The 16,605-nt window shown below is 66.6% G+C and carries 14 protein-coding genes; 7 read left to right on the top strand and 7 right to left on the bottom strand.

The features are described 5' to 3' along the window. The first annotated feature begins 79 nt into the window (after nucleotides 1-79). Together AC3WLC_RS10290 and AC3WLC_RS10285 are read left to right on the top strand one after the other, a co-directional pair. Entirely contained in the window at nucleotides 80-637 is a 558-nt protein-coding gene (locus AC3WLC_RS10290; protein ID WP_091833473.1) for a LemA family protein, read from the top strand. A 33-nt stretch (nucleotides 638-670) separates the two neighbouring features. Next, entirely contained in the window at nucleotides 671-1,741 is a 1,071-nt protein-coding gene (locus AC3WLC_RS10285; RefSeq protein ID WP_493683840.1) for a M48 family metallopeptidase, read from the top strand. A gap of 222 nt (nucleotides 1,742-1,963) precedes the next feature. Here the strand turns inward: AC3WLC_RS10285 and AC3WLC_RS10280 are convergent, their stop codons facing one another. Continuing rightward, nucleotides 1,964-2,572: a 2-hydroxychromene-2-carboxylate isomerase gene (locus tag AC3WLC_RS10280; protein WP_493683839.1), complete on the bottom strand. Its 609-nt coding sequence runs from the start codon at nucleotides 2,570-2,572 to the stop codon at nucleotides 1,964-1,966. 205 nt (nucleotides 2,573-2,777) lie between these two features. Between AC3WLC_RS10280 and AC3WLC_RS10275 the strand changes: the two genes are divergently transcribed. Continuing rightward, on the top strand, nucleotides 2,778-4,010 hold the full coding sequence (locus AC3WLC_RS10275) for an argininosuccinate synthase (RefSeq protein ID WP_493683838.1): 1,233 nt from the start codon (nucleotides 2,778-2,780) through the stop codon (nucleotides 4,008-4,010). Between the two features lie 211 nt (nucleotides 4,011-4,221). Here AC3WLC_RS10275 and AC3WLC_RS10270 read toward each other — a convergent pair whose 3' ends face one another. The 3 genes from AC3WLC_RS10270 to AC3WLC_RS10260 form a co-directional block, all read right to left on the bottom strand. Continuing rightward, entirely contained in the window at nucleotides 4,222-6,075 is a 1,854-nt protein-coding gene (locus AC3WLC_RS10270; RefSeq protein WP_493684534.1) for a potassium transporter Kup, read from the bottom strand. A gap of 197 nt (nucleotides 6,076-6,272) precedes the next feature. Further along, the gene (locus AC3WLC_RS10265) at nucleotides 6,273-8,474 is read right to left on the bottom strand and encodes an esterase-like activity of phytase family protein (protein ID WP_493683837.1); all 2,202 of its coding nucleotides are present in this window, start codon (nucleotides 8,472-8,474) and stop codon (nucleotides 6,273-6,275) included. Between the two features lie 136 nt (nucleotides 8,475-8,610). After that, a complete protein-coding gene (locus AC3WLC_RS10260; protein WP_493683836.1) occupies nucleotides 8,611-9,033 on the bottom strand; it encodes a hypothetical protein in 423 nt (140 codons plus the stop codon). A gap of 133 nt (nucleotides 9,034-9,166) precedes the next feature. Between AC3WLC_RS10260 and AC3WLC_RS10255 the strand changes: the two genes are divergently transcribed. Further along, nucleotides 9,167-9,988 (top strand): helix-turn-helix domain-containing protein, encoded by an 822-nt coding sequence (locus AC3WLC_RS10255; RefSeq protein ID WP_493683835.1) that lies wholly within the window; start codon nucleotides 9,167-9,169, stop codon nucleotides 9,986-9,988. A gap of 88 nt (nucleotides 9,989-10,076) precedes the next feature. After that, nucleotides 10,077-10,268, top strand: a complete 192-nt coding sequence (locus tag AC3WLC_RS10250; protein ID WP_152016520.1) for a CsbD family protein — start codon at nucleotides 10,077-10,079, stop codon at nucleotides 10,266-10,268. A gap of 60 nt (nucleotides 10,269-10,328) precedes the next feature. Here AC3WLC_RS10250 and dnaJ read toward each other — a convergent pair whose 3' ends face one another. Together dnaJ and dnaK are read right to left on the bottom strand one after the other, a co-directional pair. Continuing rightward, nucleotides 10,329-11,462, bottom strand: a complete 1,134-nt coding sequence (gene dnaJ / locus AC3WLC_RS10245) for a molecular chaperone DnaJ (protein WP_493683834.1) — start codon at nucleotides 11,460-11,462, stop codon at nucleotides 10,329-10,331. Between the two features lie 132 nt (nucleotides 11,463-11,594). Further along, nucleotides 11,595-13,517 (bottom strand): molecular chaperone DnaK, encoded by a 1,923-nt coding sequence (gene dnaK, locus AC3WLC_RS10240; protein ID WP_493683833.1) that lies wholly within the window; start codon nucleotides 13,515-13,517, stop codon nucleotides 11,595-11,597. Between the two features lie 462 nt (nucleotides 13,518-13,979). Here dnaK and AC3WLC_RS10235 point away from each other — a divergent pair, with 462 nt between their 5' ends. Continuing rightward, nucleotides 13,980-14,882: a hypothetical protein gene (locus tag AC3WLC_RS10235; RefSeq protein WP_493683832.1), complete on the top strand. Its 903-nt coding sequence runs from the start codon at nucleotides 13,980-13,982 to the stop codon at nucleotides 14,880-14,882. A 9-nt stretch (nucleotides 14,883-14,891) separates the two neighbouring features. Here AC3WLC_RS10235 and AC3WLC_RS10230 read toward each other — a convergent pair whose 3' ends face one another. Then, nucleotides 14,892-15,878, bottom strand: coding sequence for a methylated-DNA--[protein]-cysteine S-methyltransferase (locus tag AC3WLC_RS10230; RefSeq protein ID WP_493683831.1), 987 nt, complete (start codon nucleotides 15,876-15,878; stop codon nucleotides 14,892-14,894). Nucleotides 15,879-15,998: 120 nt separating this feature from the next. On the opposite strand from AC3WLC_RS10230, the gene AC3WLC_RS10225 reads away from it, so the two are divergent. Continuing rightward, nucleotides 15,999-16,604, top strand: a complete 606-nt coding sequence (locus AC3WLC_RS10225; RefSeq protein WP_493683830.1) for a class I SAM-dependent DNA methyltransferase — start codon at nucleotides 15,999-16,001, stop codon at nucleotides 16,602-16,604. The last annotated feature ends 1 nt before the right edge of the window (nucleotide 16,605 follow it).

The following is a 16,605-nucleotide window of genomic DNA, read 5'->3' as shown; positions in this document are numbered from 1 at the left end:
TCCCTAGCGTCGTCCTTCATGCGAGGTTGCCGGCGAGATCGCCTGTGCCGCAAGATCGCCTGAGCCGAAGGAGAACACCATGGGTTGGGTCGTCCTTGGACTGATCGTCGTCGTCGTGGTCTGGCTGATCATGACCTATAACGGCCTCGTCGCGATGCGCCAGCGCGTCAACCAGGCCTTCGCCGACATCGACGTGCAACTGAAGCAGCGCCATGACCTGATCCCGAACCTGGTCGAGACCGTGAAGGGCTATGCCACCCACGAGAAGGAAACCTTCGACGCGGTGATCAAGGCGCGCAACCAGGCCCAGGCCGCGACCGGCCCGCACGACCAGGCCGTGGCCGAGCAGCAGCTCACCGGCGCGGTCGGGCGCCTGCTGGCGCTGGGCGAGGCCTATCCGGACCTGAAGGCGAGTGCGAACTTCCAGCAGCTTCAGCAGGATCTCGGCAATGTCGAGGACAAGCTGGCGGCGGCGCGGCGCTTCTTCAACAACGCGGTCAGCGAGTTCAACGCGGCGATCCAGGCCTTCCCGGCGGTGTTCTTCGCGCCGCAAATGGGCTTCAGCCCGCGCGAGTTCTTCGATGTCGGCGAAGAGACGCGCAAGCAGATCGAAGTCGCGCCCACCGTCAAGTTCTGAGCGGCGCGGTAGCCTCACAGCGGAGCTGCGGCGATGCCGGGGGAAGCCTTCGGGCTCTACACCCATCAGCGCAACAACCGGACCCGGTCGATCGCCCTGATCATCGGGCTCTTCCTGATGGTCTACCTGACCGTCTGGGGCGTCATGCTCGTCGGCTATGGCTATGTCGGCGTGCCGCGCGGGCGCACGGTGCTGAACTTCGTCGGCCAGCGCTTCTGGGCCTGGCTGCCCTACATCACGCTCGCGACCGGTGCCTGGGTGCTGATCGGCTTCAGGATCAATGTCGGGCTGATCGAGGCGGTCTCGGGCGCCGAAGGCGTGACGCGGGAGGCGCAGCCCAAGCTCTACCGGATGCTGGAGAATCTCTGCATCTCGCGCGGCATGGTGACGCCGAAGCTCGCCATCATCCAGAGCGACGCGCTCAACGCTTTCGCCAGCGGCATCAACGACAAGCAGTTCACGGTGACGCTGACCACCGGCCTGATCGAGCAGCTCAACGACGCCGAGATCGAGGCGGTGATCGCCCATGAGCTGACCCACATCCGCAATGGCGACGTCAGGCTGATGGTGATCGCCGTGGTGATCGCCGGCATCATCTCCTTCGTCGGCGAGGTGCTGTTCCGCAATCTCGGGCGGGTGCGCATCTCCTCGGACGGCGACAAGAAGGGCAGCGGCTTTGCGATCATCCTGGGCTTCGCGGTGATCGCCGTCGCCTGGTTGCTCGCCGTGCTGATCCGGCTGTCGCTGTCGCGGGCCCGCGAATATCTCGCCGATGCCGGGGCGGTCGAGCTGACCAAGAACCCGGACGCGATGATCTCGGCACTGCTGAAGATCTCGGGACGAGCCGATATCGACAATGTCCCGTCGGGCGTGATGGACATGTGCTTCGAGAACGACCCGGACGATTTCGCCGACCTGTTCTCGACCCATCCTTCCGTTACCAAGCGCGTGCAAGCGCTGGTGCAGACCGCCGGCGGGCGCCTGCCGCCACAGGCTCCGCCCGGCCCGCCGAAGATCAGCGAAAGGCAGCCTTTGCCGGAGATCGCCCAGACCTCGGCGACGCATGGACCGTGGTCGCGTCCGGCGCCACCGGCTGGAGGGTAGTCAGCAGAACTGCGCCGTCTTTCCGGGGCATGGTGCAGCCATGAGCCCGGAACCCATGAACACACCCGTTCCAGAAAAGATGCCGTCATTCTTGCCGCCGAGGAGCAACGCAGCTCCGGAATGACGGAGCTTTTTTCACATACCGGCGTGTTCATGGGTTCCAGGTTCAGGCCTACGGCCTGCCCCGGAAAGACGAGGCGGTTCCCTCCCCACAGACCCGCGTCAGCGCCCGTCCTTCGCCCAGTTCAGCGCTTCCTCGAGCCGGTCGTCGCCCCAGAACAATTCGCCATCGCCGGTGACGAAGGTCGGCGCGCCGAAGATGCCGAGCGACTTTGCAAGCTCGGTCTCGGCCTTGAGGCGACCCTTGACCTCCTCGCTGCGCGAAGCTGGGAACGCGTTTGCGGAATCGGCCCCGGCCTCGCGCAGGGCCGTGCTCAGCACGGCTTCCTCGGCAATGTTGCGCCCTTCGCAGAACTGGGCGCGGAACAGCGCCTTGGAGAAGGCGGGCATCCAGCCGGCCTCGCGCCCTGCCAGAGCGAGCCGGGCAGCGATCAGGGAATTCTGCGGAAAGGTTTCGGGGCGCACGATGGTGAGCCCGTTGCGGGCGGCGCGGCGCGCCACGTCACGCCACATATAGCGGCCCTTGTTCGGGTAGAGATTGAAGGGGGAGCTGGTCCAGCCCTGAGCGGCGAAGATCGGGCCGAGCAGGAACGGCCGCCAGCGCACCTCGACGCCTGCGGCATCCGCCAATTCCTCGATCCGCAGGGCGCTCAGGCAGGAATAGGTCGACGCGAACTCGTACCAGAAATCCAGAACAGGACGATTCGGCATCTGACCCCCAACCAGCAACGCAGCGCTCCGCCCGCATTGCGGGCGGCAACCCATCAGCGGATGACGCCAGATCGATCAGAAGGTTCCGATTGCGTCGCCCCGAACCCTGCGATAGTGCCCGGTTACGTCCGAAATGCGGCCGGCCGGGCCGCGTTCTCTACTCCAGGCACGAGCCCTCGTGCCGCCATAGCAGGAAGACCAGTCCATGGCCGACAAGCGCGTGAACAAGGTCGTGCTCGCCTATTCCGGCGGTCTCGACACCTCGATCATCCTGAAGTGGCTGCAGACCACCTATAATTGCGAAGTCGTGACCTTCACCGCTGATCTCGGCCAGGGCGAGGAGCTGGAGCCGGCCCGCCAGAAGGCGCTGCTGCTCGGCATCAAGCCGGAGAACATCTTCATCGAGGACCTGCGCGAGGAATTCGTGCGCGACTACGTCTTCCCGATGTTCCGCGCCAACGCCACCTATGAGGGCGTCTATCTGCTCGGCACCTCGATCGCCCGCCCGCTGATCGGCAAGAAGCTGATCGAGATCGCCGAGAAGGTCGGCGCCGACGCGGTCTCGCATGGCGCGACCGGCAAGGGCAACGACCAGGTCCGCTTCGAACTGACCGCCTATGCGCTGAAGCCCGACGTCCATGTCATCGCGCCCTGGCGCGAATGGGATCTGCGCTCGCGCGAGCAGCTGATCGCCTTCGCCGAGCAGCACCAGATCCCGATCGCCAAGGACAAGCGCGGCGAGGCGCCGTTCTCGACCGACGCCAACCTGCTGCACGTCTCCTCGGAAGGAAAGGTGCTGGAGGACCCGGCGCAGGAGGTTCCGGACTACGTCTTCTCGCGCACCGTCTCGCCCGAGGAAGCGCCGGACACTCCGACCGTGATCTCGATCGACTTCGCCAAGGGCGATGCGGTCGCCATCGACGGCGTCCAGCTCTCGCCGGCCAAGCTGCTCGCCAGGCTCAACGAGCTCGGCCGCGACAACGGCATCGGCCGGCTCGACCTGGTCGAGAACCGCTTCGTCGGGATGAAGAGCCGCGGCATGTACGAGACCCCCGGCGGCACAATCCTGGTCGTGGCGCACCGCGCCATCGAGTCGATCACGCTCGACCGCGGCGCCGCCCATCTCAAGGACCAGCTCATGCCGCAATATGCCGAGCTGATCTATAACGGCTTCTGGTTCTCGCCGGAGCGCGAGATGCTGCAGGCGCTGATCGACAAGAGCCAGGAGTTCGTCGCCGGCCAGGTGCGGCTCAAGCTCTACAAGGGCGGCGTCCACGTCATCGGCCGCTCCAGCCCCTATTCGCTCTACGATCAGGACCTCGTCACCTTCGAGGAAGGCGCGGTCGCCTACGACCATCGCGACGCCGCCGGCTTCATCAAGCTCAATGCACTGCGCCTGCGCACGCTCGGCCAGCGCAAGAAGAAGCTGGGGCTCTGAAAGACCGGTCTTCTAACGTCTCGCCGTCATTGCGAGGAGCGAGAGCGACGAAGCAATCCAGGGGTGGCCGACCACAACGGCAAGTCCCCCTGGGTCGCTTCGCTGCGCTCGCGATGACGGAGCGATGCGACCCAGCGCCGTAGTCATGTATTCCGGGCTCAGCCTTGCAGGTTGAACCCGGAATGACGCGGTGACCGGACCGCGCAGCTGATCAGATCTCGATCTCGACCCCGACCTCGACGACCTGCGTGGCCGGGATGTGGAAATGCGCGGCGGACCGCTCGGCGTTGCGCTGCATGAAGGCGAAGAGCCCTTCGCGCCACATCGCCATGCCCTCGATCTCCGCGCGCGGGATGACGGTCTCGCGGCCGATATAGTACGAGATCTCGGCGAGATCGACGCCCGGCAACAGGCCGCGCTCGACACCGCAGCGCAGTCCGTTCGGGATATGCGGCGTCTCCATGAAACCGAAATGCAGGATCACGCGGGTGACGCTCGGCGCGAGCTCGATCAGCTCGATCCGGTTTTCGTCGGAGACCCGCGGGATTTCCTCGAGCTTGCCGGTCACCAGCAGAACGCGCTCGTGCAAAGCGTGGTTGTGGCGGACGAAATGCGTGAGCGAGAGCGGCAGCCCGCGCGCGGCCGAGGCCAGGAAGGCGGCCGTCCCCGGCAGGCGCAGCGGCGGCTTCGTCGCCAGGATGTCGAGGAACGCCTTCTCCGGCTCGCGCTGACGGCTGCGTGACGCCTCGACCAGGGCAAGCCCACGCCGCCAGGTCAGCATGATCAGCGTCAGCACCAGCGCCAGGAGCAGCGGGTACCAGCCACCCTCGTGCAGCTTCGGCAGGTTCGCCGAGAAGAAGGCGAGGTCGATCAGCAGGAAGAAGCCGTTGACCGCCACGACGAGGAGCGGGTTGTAGCCCCATTTCAGCGCGATCAGCGCCGCCAGCCCGGTGGTGATCGCCATCAGCAGAGAGACGGCGATGCCATAGGCGCCGGCCAGCGCGTCGGAAGAGCGGAACATGAAGACCGAGCCCAGGGTCGCCAGGCAGATCAGCCAGTTGACGATCGGGATATAGATCTGCCCCTTCTGGTCATCCGCCGTGTGCTTGATGCGGATCGCCGGGAAGAGGCCGAGCTGCACGGCCTGCCGGGTCAGCGAGAAGGCACCGGTGATCACCGCCTGCGAGGCGATGACGGCAGCCGCCGTCGCGAAGAACACCATCGGATAATGCGCCCAGTCCGGGGCGAGCTGGTAGAACGGGTTGTCGAGCGCCTCGGGATGGGTCAGCAGCAGCCCGCCCTGACCGAAATAGTTGAGCATCAGCGCCGGCAACACCACCGTCAGCCAGGCGATGCGGATCGGCAACGGGCCGAAATGGCCCATATCCGCATACATCGCCTCGCCGCCGGTCACCGCCAGGAAGGTCGCGCCCAGCACGGCGAAGCCGACGACCGGAGCGGTGTGGGTGATAAAGTAGAGCGCGTTGAAGGGGTTGATGGCCGAGAGGATCTCCGGCGCCATCAGGATGCCCCGGATGCCGAGCAGCGCGAGGGCGATGAACCAGAGCAGCATGATCGGCCCGAACAGCTTGCCGATGAAGCCGGTGCCCTTGCTCTGCACCAGGAAGACGCCGATCAGGATCACAGCGGTCAACGGCACGATCGCCGGCGCCAGGAACGGCGCATCGACCTTGAGGCCCTCGATCGCGCTCAGCACCGAGATCGCCGGCGTGATGGCGCCATCGCCGTAGAGCAGCGCGGCGCCGACGAGCCCGATCACCAGCACGTAGGCCCGGCTCGAACCGGGCTTGGCATGGCGTGCCTTGAGCAGGGCCAGCATCGCCATGATGCCGCCTTCGCCGCGATTGTCGGCACGCATGATCAGCAGCGAATATTTGAGCGAGATGATCAGGATCAGCGCCCAGAGGATCATCGAGACGCAGCCGACGACGGCTCCCGGCTGCAAGGTCCCGCCGGCGCTCGCGGCGCGGGCCGCTTCCTTCAGCGCATAGAGCGGGCTGGTGCCGATGTCGCCGTAGACGACGCCGAGGGCGCCGAGCGTCAGGGTCGGGACGGAGCCGTGATGCTCATGGCGAGGCGGCGAGCCGCTCCGTGCGAGAACCCCATGGGCCATGCGCCGTCCTCCCCCTTGTCATGGGAGTAGGGCACGCACCGGCAGCGACAGCAAGGCCGGATCGACGGGATTGAGCAGCGGGCAGGGATGCCGGCGAGGAGCACCCGCCGGCCTTTTGCCCCGCCGCGTTACTTCGCAAGCTTGCCGAAGGCGAAGAACTGGGTCTCGCCGGAGGAATCGTCGACGCCGTCATTGTCGGTGACGACGAAGAGCTCGCCCGCCTTGTCGACCGCCATGCCCTCGACCTTGTCGAGCCCGTAGCCGCCGAGCTTCATCAGGTCGGGCGTCAGGTCGCGCAGCAGCGTCTTCTCGACCGTCGGGATCTCCGAGGAGCCGAACGGCGCCGGCTTCAATCCCTTTACCGAGAAGGTCGCCAGCGTCTTCACCGCCTTGTCGCCAAACCGGTTGTCGCGCTCGATCACGGCGAAGGTGTCGTCACCGAGATAGGTCAGCTCCGAGAGACCCATCCAGGCGCCGGCAGAAGGAGCGGTCAGCGGGTAGTGGAGGATGCCCCAGCTCTTGGTGAAAGGCTTGTAGGAGAGGATCTTGACCTTGCCCTTGGGGTCGTCCTTCCACTCGCGCTGGACGGCGATCCAGACGGTCTCGTCCTGGCCGGTACCGGTGACGGCGACGCCCTCATAGCCCTGGTTGATCGCCTTGGCGGCGAACTCCTCCGGCAGCGCGATCTCCTCCTCGATCTCGCCTTTGGCCGAAGCGCGCAGCAGGAGGTTCTGCGTCGGCTTCTCCTTGCGTTCGGGCGCGCCTTCCGAAGCGAGCCAGAAGCCGCCGCCGGGGCGCGTCGCAATCGCTTCGAGGTCATAGGAGGCGGGTTTGCCGTCCCTGGTCACAGTGATCGCGCCGGTGATCGTCGCGGGCTTCTTCGTCGCGTCGATCTCGAGGATGCGCGAGGGCGTATAGGCGCTGTCGGTGACGCTGAAGAGCCGGCCCGGCAGTTCGGGATGGGCGGCGAGGCCCGAGAGCGCACCCCAGCCGAGCGGGACGCCATCGACATCCACCGAGACGATGGTCGGATAGGCGGCCGGCGCCTCGCTGCGCTCATAGATGGTCACGGCCGAACGCGGTCCGTCCTTCTCGCCGAGATCGGCCTCGGAGGCGGAGACGAAGAGGTTGCGCTGCGGGATGGCGAGCAGCCCTTCCGGCGCGATGCCGCCCGGCAGCGCCTGCAGATAGCGCGGCGCCTTGCCCGGCCCCTCATCCTTGAAGACGAGGACGAGCGAGGCGCGCTCCAGTCCGACGAAGAACAGGCGCTCGCCATGATAGGTGCCGACTTCGATGCCCTCCGGCTCGCTGCCCTTGGCGGCCGAACGGCGCTCCGGATAGTGGCCGAGGCGGATGGCGAGGTGATCGACCATGTTGCCGGCATCGAACTCGACCGTGCCGTCCTTGCGGAAGATGGTGAAGCCGCGCGAGCCGCCCTTCCAATCGCCCTCATTGGCGGTGACGAAGCGGTCATTGTCGAGCCAGCGCACGGCATCAGGCTCGCGCCGCACGCCCTTCAACTCCTCGACCGGCTTGATCTCTCCGTCGCGGGTCTTGTCGATGTTCGTGAGGTCGACCGTGCCGGCCGGGAAATGCGTGACGAGCTTGCCGGTCTTGGTGTCGACGATGGCGAGGTGATTGTTCTCCTGCAGCGTCACCACGGCGAGGCCGTCGAGGTTGACGTCGACGAATTCCGGCTCGGGATCGGTCGGCTCGACCGCGGCGATGCCGGTCAGATCGACGACCTGCCTGGAGGCGCAATCGGCCTCACCATCCTTGATGCCGACCAGCGTGAGATTGCCGGCGGGGAGCTGCGGCAGGTCGCCCTTGTTGAGCTTCTCGTCGCGCTCGTTCTCGATAACGATGGCGAGCTTGCCCTTGTCTTTGCTGAGCGCGATCGAGTCGGGCTGGCCGCCGAGCTCGCATCTTGCAGCGACCTGCTTCGTCTTCAGGTCGACGGTGGCGAGATGACCGGCCGGCTCCTTGAAATTGTCGCCGGAGCTGACGACGACGGCGAAGGCGCGCTCGCCCAGGATCACGACCGAAGTCGGCTCGCCGCCGACCGGGATGAAGCCTGCGGGCTTGGGCGCATTGGCGGTGGTGATGTCGATCAGGCCGATCGCCTTCTGCTCGGCATCGGTATAGGCGAGCAGGGTCCCGGCCTCGTTGGCCGAAATGATCTCGGCGACGGTCTTCTTCTTCGCGTCGCGGTCGGCAGGCAGGTTCAGCGGTACCTGGAAGGTGGCGATGCGGTTGAAGGTCGGCTCGGCCAAGGCGGTGCCGCCAGCAAGGAGCGTCGCGAGAGCCGCAAGGACGAGGGGTTGGCGCATGGGACGGTCCTGTTGCGCAGGGTGAGGAGGCAGGCCTTCCGGCTAGTGAGCGCTTGCGACAGTTGCGTGACAAGCCGTCGCAAAGCAAACGCCGCCGCGGGAGAACCGCAGCGGCGTGATCTAGGAAAGAGATTGATCAGCGCAGCGCGGCTTCGGTTCCCGCAACATCGGAGACCGACTTCTTCAGGCCGATCACCTCGAGCTCGGTAACGACGGCCACTGCGGCGGCCTGGGCCAGGACGAAGGCGATGCCGAGCGTGGTCGGCGCGAACCAGCCGGCGACCAGGATCAACACGCTGTCGGCGATCCAGAGGATGTTGACGCCGATCACCGCATAGACGGCGAGCCGCGGCAAGCGCTCCCGGCTGGCGAAGAATGCAAGCAAGGTGGCGCAAGGCAGGAGCACGAGACCGGCGCCGCGCAAGAACTCCGCCGGGAAGCCGAGCAGGCCGGAGAGAGCGCCGGCCCCGAGGCTGAGCAGCAAGCCGGTTCCGGCGCAGGCGGCGGCGTCGAGAGCGAGGGCGTTGCGCAGGAAACGTGAGGACTGGATGAAGGCCATGGCTGTTCTCCGGTTCAGCCCCGTCTCAGCCGGGGCGGTTGCTGATGGAGGCCATGCTGACGAAAGCCCGGCGGCCGGTCGATTAAGCCCGAGGTAATTGGATGGCGGCGCGGCTACGGCTAGCTTGCCCGGCATGAACAAGCACTCGCAGCCCGCGATCGGGCATCTCATTCGCGACTGGCGCCAGCTGCGCCGTCTCAGCCAGCTCGACCTCGCGCTCGAAGCCGAGATCTCGCAGAAGCATCTGAGCTTCGTCGAGAGCGGCCGCTCGATACCGAGCCGGGACATGGTCCTGCTGCTCGCCGAGCATCTCGGCGTGCCGCTGCGCGAGCGCAACGCGCTCCTGCTCTCGGCCGGCTATGCACCGGTCTATCTCGAACGTTCGCTGGAGGATCCGAGCCTGCAGGCGGCCCGCAGCGCCATCGACCTGCTGCTCAAGGGGCACGAGCCCTACCCGGCCGTGGCGGTCGACCGGCACTGGACCCTGCTCGCGGCGAACAAGATGATCGCGCCGATGCTCGCGGTCGTCGAGGATGCCGACCTGCTGCGCCCGCCCGTCAATGTGCTCCGGCTCAGCCTGCATCCGCGCGGGCTCGCGCCGGCGATCATCAACCTCACAGAGTGGCGCGGCCATCTGATCGCGCGGCTGCGCCAACAGATTCGCGCCACGGCCGACCCTCTGCTCGCCGAGCTCCTGACCGAATTGCTGAGCTATCCCGTCCCGGCTGCGCCGATCGCCAAGGGCAAGGCGCAGGAGGAGGCGGAGCCGCCGATCGTGCTGCCGCTGCACCTGCGGCTCGGCGAGACCGTGCTGTCACTGATCTCGACCACGACCGTGTTCGGCACGCCAGTCGACGTCACCCTGTCCGAGCTGGCGCTGGAGACCTTCTTTCCGGCCGACGAAGCGACAGGCCAGGCGCTGCGTGCGATTGCGGAGGCCAATGCATCCGCCTGAGAGGCGGAACCAAAAGTTGGCGGCAACGTTCTTCCACCGAACCGGCGCTACCGCACCGATTTCGCGTCATTCGAAAAGGAAAACGTCCATGGGCAGCACCGCCGACAAGATCAAGGGCATGGCCAACGAAGCGGCTGGCAACGTCAAGCAGGCCGCCGGCAAGGCGCTGAACAAGCCCGGCCTCGAAGCCGAAGGTATCATGCAGGAGCGCAAGGGCGAGGCCCAGCAGGCGATCGGCAAGACCAAGGACGCGGTCAAGAAAGTGATCGACAAGGCCTGAGCATCAGGCCGACTCCGATCAAAGCAAGACGGGCGCCGCGAGGCGCCCGTCTTTTTCGTCTCAGGCGGAGCCGCCGAGGCCGCCAAGGAAATCCTTGACCCGGCCGAAGAAGCCGGCGGTCTCGGGGTGGGTTGCTCCCGAGCTCTCGCGCTCGAACTCCATCAGCAATTCGCGCTGGCGGGCGGTCAGCTTCTGCGGCGTCTCGACCAGTACCTGGATGTATAGATCGCCCATCTCGCGCGAGCGCAGCACGCTCATGCCCTTGCCCTTCAGCCGGAACTGCTTGCCGGTCTGGGTGCCCTCGGGGACTTTCACCCGCGCCTTGTCGCCGTTGAGGGTCGGCACCTCGATCTCGCCGCCGAGCGCGGCCGAGGTCAGGCCGATCGGCACGCGGCAGAACAGGTCGGCCCCGTCGCGCTGGAAGATGGCGTGCGGCTTGATCGAGAGGAAGATGTAGAGATCGCCCGCCGGGCCGCCGCGCAGCCCGGCCTCGCCCTCGCCGGCGAGGCGGATGCGGGTGCCATCCTCGACGCCGGCCGGGATGTTGACCGAGAGCGTGCGCTCGCGGGTGACGCGGCCGGCGCCCTGACAGCCGGTGCAGGGATCGTCGATGATCTCGCCGCGGCCATTGCAGGTCGGGCATGTCCGTTCGACCGAGAAGAAGCCCTGGCTGGCGCGGACGCGGCCATGGCCACCGCAGGTCGGGCACTGGCGCGACTTCGAGCCGGCCTTTGCGCCGGTGCCGGAGCAGACCTCGCAGGTCACCGAGGTCGGGACGCGGATGGTCTCGTTCTTGCCGGAATAGGCCTCTTCGAGGCCGATCTCGAGATTGTAGCGCAGGTCGGCGCCGCGCTCGCGGCCATTGGCACCGCGCGAGCCGCCACGGCCGCGGCCCTCGCCGAAGAAGGATTCGAAGATGTCGGACATGAAGTCCGACATGTCGGCCGGACCACCGCCCCCGCCGCCATTGTCGAAGGCCTGGTGACCATACCGGTCATAGGCCGCGCGCTTCTGGCCGTCGGAGAGGATCTGATAGGCCTCGTTGATCTCCTTGAACTTGATCTCGGCCTGCTTGTCGCCCGGGTTCTTGTCCGGGTGATGCTGCATGGCGAGCTTGCGGAAGGAGCCCTTGAGCTCGACCTCCGTCACGGTCCGGGAGACCCCGAGGATCTCGTAATAGTCGCGCTTCGACATTCAACCAGCTGTCCCTGCGCCGCCCTGCCCCAATCGCGCAGACCGGCGAGTCATGTCCTGCGACGCCATCGCCTTAAAGGAATGGCCGGGTCAAGCCCGGCCATCCTCGTCACGGTCGATGACGAGCGCGCCTCACGCGCTCTTCTTCTTGTCGCCCTTGTCGTCGCTGACGTCCTTGAAATCGGCGTCGATGACGTCGTCCTTCTTCGGCTCCTCGGCAGCGGCGCCCTCGGCGGCAGCGCCTTCAGCCTGGCTGGCGGCATACATCGCCTCGCCGAGCTTCATCGACGCCTGCATCAGCTCGTTGGTGCGAGCCTGAATGCCCTCGACATCCTCGCCGGTGAGCGCGGTCTTGAGGCCTTCGAGTGCGGTCTCGATCGCACCCTTGTCGGCGGCCGAAACCTTGTCACCATAATCCTTCAGCGACTTCTCGGTCGAGTGCACGAGGCTCTCGCCCTGGTTCTTGGCCTCGACCAGCTCACGACGCTTCTTGTCGTCGGCGGCGTTCGCCTCGGCATCCTTGACCATCTTCTGGATCTCGGCCTCGGAGAGGCCGCCAGACGCCTGGATGCGGATCTGCTGTTCCTTGTTGGTGGCCTTGTCCTTCGCCGTCACCGAAACGATGCCGTTGGCGTCGATGTCGAAGGTCACCTCGATCTGCGGCATGCCGCGCGGAGCCGGCGGAATGCCCATCAGGTCGAACTGGCCGAGCAGCTTGTTGTCGGCGGCCATCTCGCGCTCGCCCTGGAAGACCCGGATCGTCACCGCGCCCTGGTTGTCCTCGGCGGTGGAGAATACCTGACTCTTCTTGGTCGGGATCGTGGTGTTGCGGTCGATCAGGCGGGTGAACACGCCGCCCAGCGTCTCGATGCCGAGCGAGAGCGGGGTCACGTCGAGCAGCAGCACGTCCTTGACGTCGCCCTGCAGCACGCCGGCCTGGATCGCGGCGCCGATGGCGACGACCTCATCGGGGTTGACGCCCTTGTGCGGCTCCTTGCCGAAGAACTGCTTCACGACCTCCTGGACCTTCGGCATGCGGGTCATGCCGCCGACCAGGACGACCTCGTCGATCTGGCCCGCGGAGAGGCCGGCATCCTTGAGCGCCTTGCGGCAGGGCTCGATGGTGCGCTGGATCAGGTCGTCGACCAGGCTCTCGAACTTGGCGCGCGAGAGCTTGATGGCGAGGTGCTTCGGGCCCGAGGCATCCGCCGTGATGTAAGGCAGGTTGATCTCGGTCTGCGAGGCGCTCGACAGCTCGATCTTGGCCTTCTCGGCCGCTTCCTTCAGGCGCTGGAGAGCGAGCTTGTCCTTCTTCAGGTCGATGCCCTGCTCACGCTTGAACTCATCCGCCAGGTACTCGACCAGGCGCATGTCGAAGTCCTCGCCGCCGAGGAAGGTGTCGCCATTGGTCGACTTCACCTCGAAGACGCCGTCGCCGATCTCCAGGATCGAGACGTCGAAGGTGCCGCCGCCGAGGTCATAAACCGCGATGGTGCCGGCCGACTTCTTGTCGAGGCCATAGGCAAGCGCAGCCGCAGTCGGCTCGTTGATGATGCGCAGCACTTCGAGGCCGGCGATCTTGCCGGCGTCCTTGGTGGCCTGACGCTGGGCGTCGTTGAAATAGGCCGGGACGGTGATGACCGCCTGCGTCACCGGCTGGCCGAGATAGGACTCTGCCGTCTCCTTCATCTTGGTCAGGATGAAGGCCGAAATCTGCGAGGGCGAGTAATCCTTGCCATCCGCCTCGACCCAGGCGTCGCCATTGGCCGCCTTCTTGATCTTGTAGGGGACGAGATCGATGTCCTTCTTGGTCATCGGATCGTCGAAGGTGCGCCCGATCAGGCGCTTGATGGCGAAGAAGGTGCGCTCCGGATTGGTGACCGCCTGGCGCTTCGCCGGCTGGCCGACCAGACGCTCGCCGTCATCCGTGATGGCGACGATCGAAGGCGTGGTGCGTGCGCCCTCGGAATTCTCGATAACCTTGGGCGTCGACCCTTCCATCACTGCAACGCAGGAATTGGTGGTTCCGAGGTCGATACCAATGACTTTACCCATGGATGGGATCCCTTTCGATTTAGCAGATCGCCGGAAGAGCGCGCGTAAGACGCCGCTCCCCGGCCCATGGCCCCGGACCGCCCCCACCTTCCGCGGCGAACGAACCCGGGATACCCACGTCTGACGGCCGAAGTGACGGAACGGGGCCTTGGCCCCTTTCCGGCTTCGCCCGCCGGTTACAACAAAGATCGACCGGCCCTGCGTTTCGGCGTCCGCATGTGAGTGCTGGCACCTGGCGCAATCCGGCCCCGATGGCCCGTAAAAACCATCGCTTCGCGGCGTATATAGGGAGGGTGACGGGTTGCTTGCAAGGCGCGGAGCCGGATTAAGAATCGGCTTTGTGCAGTATCCCTCACAGAATTCGCGGGGCTGACCATTCCGGGTAAGTGTTGCGCGCATGCTCTTGCGCAACGGGCGTAGCCATTCCATTCAGAATGGACCTTGCGCCATCAGGAAACAGCCGTGACGACGCTCCGCCGCCCGACTGCCCACCGCCTCGCTGCCGGTGCAGCCCTGGCCTGGCTCGGCCTTGCGGGCGCGGCCCTGGCGCAACCGCTGCAGCTTCCGGGCGCGCAGCCCTTCAACCAGCCGGGCGCCCAGCAATCGGCGCCGGCCTCGGTTGGCGGCCCGTCGACGCCGCGCCCGCGTACCATGCCGGCCATTAAGATTCCCGGCGAAGACTCGATTCTCGGCAAGACCTTGCGGCGCAATGGCGGCTTCGGCGAAGCAACGCTGGAGAAGACCGGCAGCGGCTACGGCCTGAAGCTCCGCGCCGAGGGCTTCCAGTCCAGCAACCTGGTCGAACCCTGCGCCATCTCCTTCGGCGACGCGGCGGTGCCGGTGACCTCGCTCGGCAAGCCGGCGGGACTGCCGCGCTACAAGCTCGAAGCCGCGGCCTGCCCGATCGTCTTCGACGTGCTCGACGGTGCCTTCCTGGTGATCGAGCCGGAGCAGCCCTGCGTGATCGAGGCAGCCGCCTGCCGCATCGAGCCGCGCGGCGTCTGGGGGCCGGATTCGCGTACACTGGCCGCCCGCGCCAAAGACATCGAAGCCGAGCGCAAGCACGCGGAAGGTGCCGTGCGCGACGGCTACCGGGCGCTCTCGGCCAAGGCCGACCTGACGGAGCAGCGCACGATCGCACGCGAGCAGGCCGGGTTCTCGTCGGAGCGCGAACAGATCTGCCGCGACTTCCAGCGCGAGGGCTCGCACGGCTTCTGCGGCGCCCGCATCACCGAGGCGCGCGCCGCCTCGATCCGCTCCCGCCTCGGCCTGCCCGAGCCCAAGCCCGAGACGGCCAAGCCGCGCCCGGCCACGGCAAGGCGGACGCCCCCGCCCGCGGCGGCGCCCGCTCCGACCATCCAGTAGGCTTTCGGCTCAGGCGGCCTCGCCGCCTGCGACCTGGCCGGCCTCCCAGCCGAGGATGGCGCGCTTGCGCGTCAGCCCCCAATGATAGCCGGTGAGCGCACCGGACTTGCCGATGACGCGGTGGCAAGGCACCACGAAGGAGATCGGGTTCTTGCCGACCGCCGCGCCAACCGCACGGGCCGCCGAGGGCTTGCCGATATGGTCGGCCACATCGCCATAGGTGGTGGCGCAGCCAACCGGGATGCGCAGCAGCGTCTCCCAGACGCGGACCTCGAAATCGGTGCCGATCAGCACGACGCGCAAGGGCGTCTGCGGCGACCAACTTCCCGGCTCGAAGATGCGCGTCGCATAAGGTGCCGTCGCCTGCGGGTCGAAGCGATAATCCGCATGCGGCCAGCGCCGCATCATGTCGGCCAGCGCCTCGGCCCGGCCGCCGATGACTTTGCCGCCGTCAAGATTGTTCGAGACCCAGCCGAGACCGGCAAGGCCACGCTCGGTCACCACGACCAGCGCCTCGCCGAACGGCGACTGGTGGAAGCCATAGGACATGCGCAGCCCCTCGCCGCCGGTCTTCCATTCGCCCGGCGACATCGCTTCATGGGTGACGAAGAGGTCGTGCAGGCGGCCGGGGCCGGAAAGGCCGACCTCGAAGGAGGTGTCGAGGATGCTGGCGGAGGACGCCAGCAGGCCCTTGGCGTTATCGAGCGTGATCGCCTGCAGGAAGGCCTTGGGCGTCAGCCCGCACCAGCGCCGGAACAGGTGATGCACATCCGTCGGCGTCGCGCCGGCGGCATCGGCGATCGCCTCGATCGTCGGCTGCTGGCGCCAATTGTTGGTGATGTAGGCCAGGATACGGCGGACCGTGTCGTAGTCCGAGCCGGGCGCGGCCGCCGGGAAATCGGCCTCCGAGGGGATAGCCTCGCTGGCGCGGGCGAGCACGGCATTGGAGACGACTATGGGCTTCATCGCCGTCCTGAGACTGGAAGGGGCGTTCATCGGTCTATCCTCGCGATCTCAGATCTCTCATGCTCACGAAGCTAGTGATGTCAGCATGCCTATCCCACCCGAAAGCTGGCAAGCTCGTCTTCACCGTAGGAGACGCGTAGACATCCACAGATGACTGACCCTGCCGACGCCATCGTCTCACTCTACACCCGCCACGCCGCCGCCTATGACCAGCAGCGCGGCCGAAAGCTGATGGAGGCGCGCTGGCTCGACCGTTTCCTGTCGCTGCTGCCGGCCCGTCCCTCGGTGCTCGACATCGGCTGCGGCATGGGCGAGCCGATCGCCAGGCACCTGATCGAGCGCAACTGCGTCGTGACCGGCATCGATTCGTCGGCACCGCTGATCGCGCTCTGCCGCGAGCGCTTCCCGCAGCAGATTTGGCAAGTCGCCGATATGCGCGAACTTGCGCTCGCCCGACGTTTCGACGGGCTGATCGCCTGGGACAGCTTCTTCCATCTGGCGCCCGACGACCAGCGCCGGATGTTCCCGCTGTTTCGCGTGCACGCAGCGCAAGGGGCGGCGCTGCTCTTCACCAGCGGGCCCGCTCATGGTGAGGCGATCGGCAGCTTCGAGGGCGAGCCGCTCTACCATGGCAGCCTCGATTCAGCGGAGTATCGCAACCTCCTCGACGAGAACGGCTTTGCCGTCGTCGAGCATGTCGTCGAGGATCCCGATTGCGGCGGCCACACGATCTGGCTGGCTCAGCAAGAGCGGTGAC

Source organism: Allobosea sp. GW821-FHT03A12 (assembly GCF_058986765.1).
This window is presented reverse-complemented; position numbering and strand designations above follow the sequence as displayed.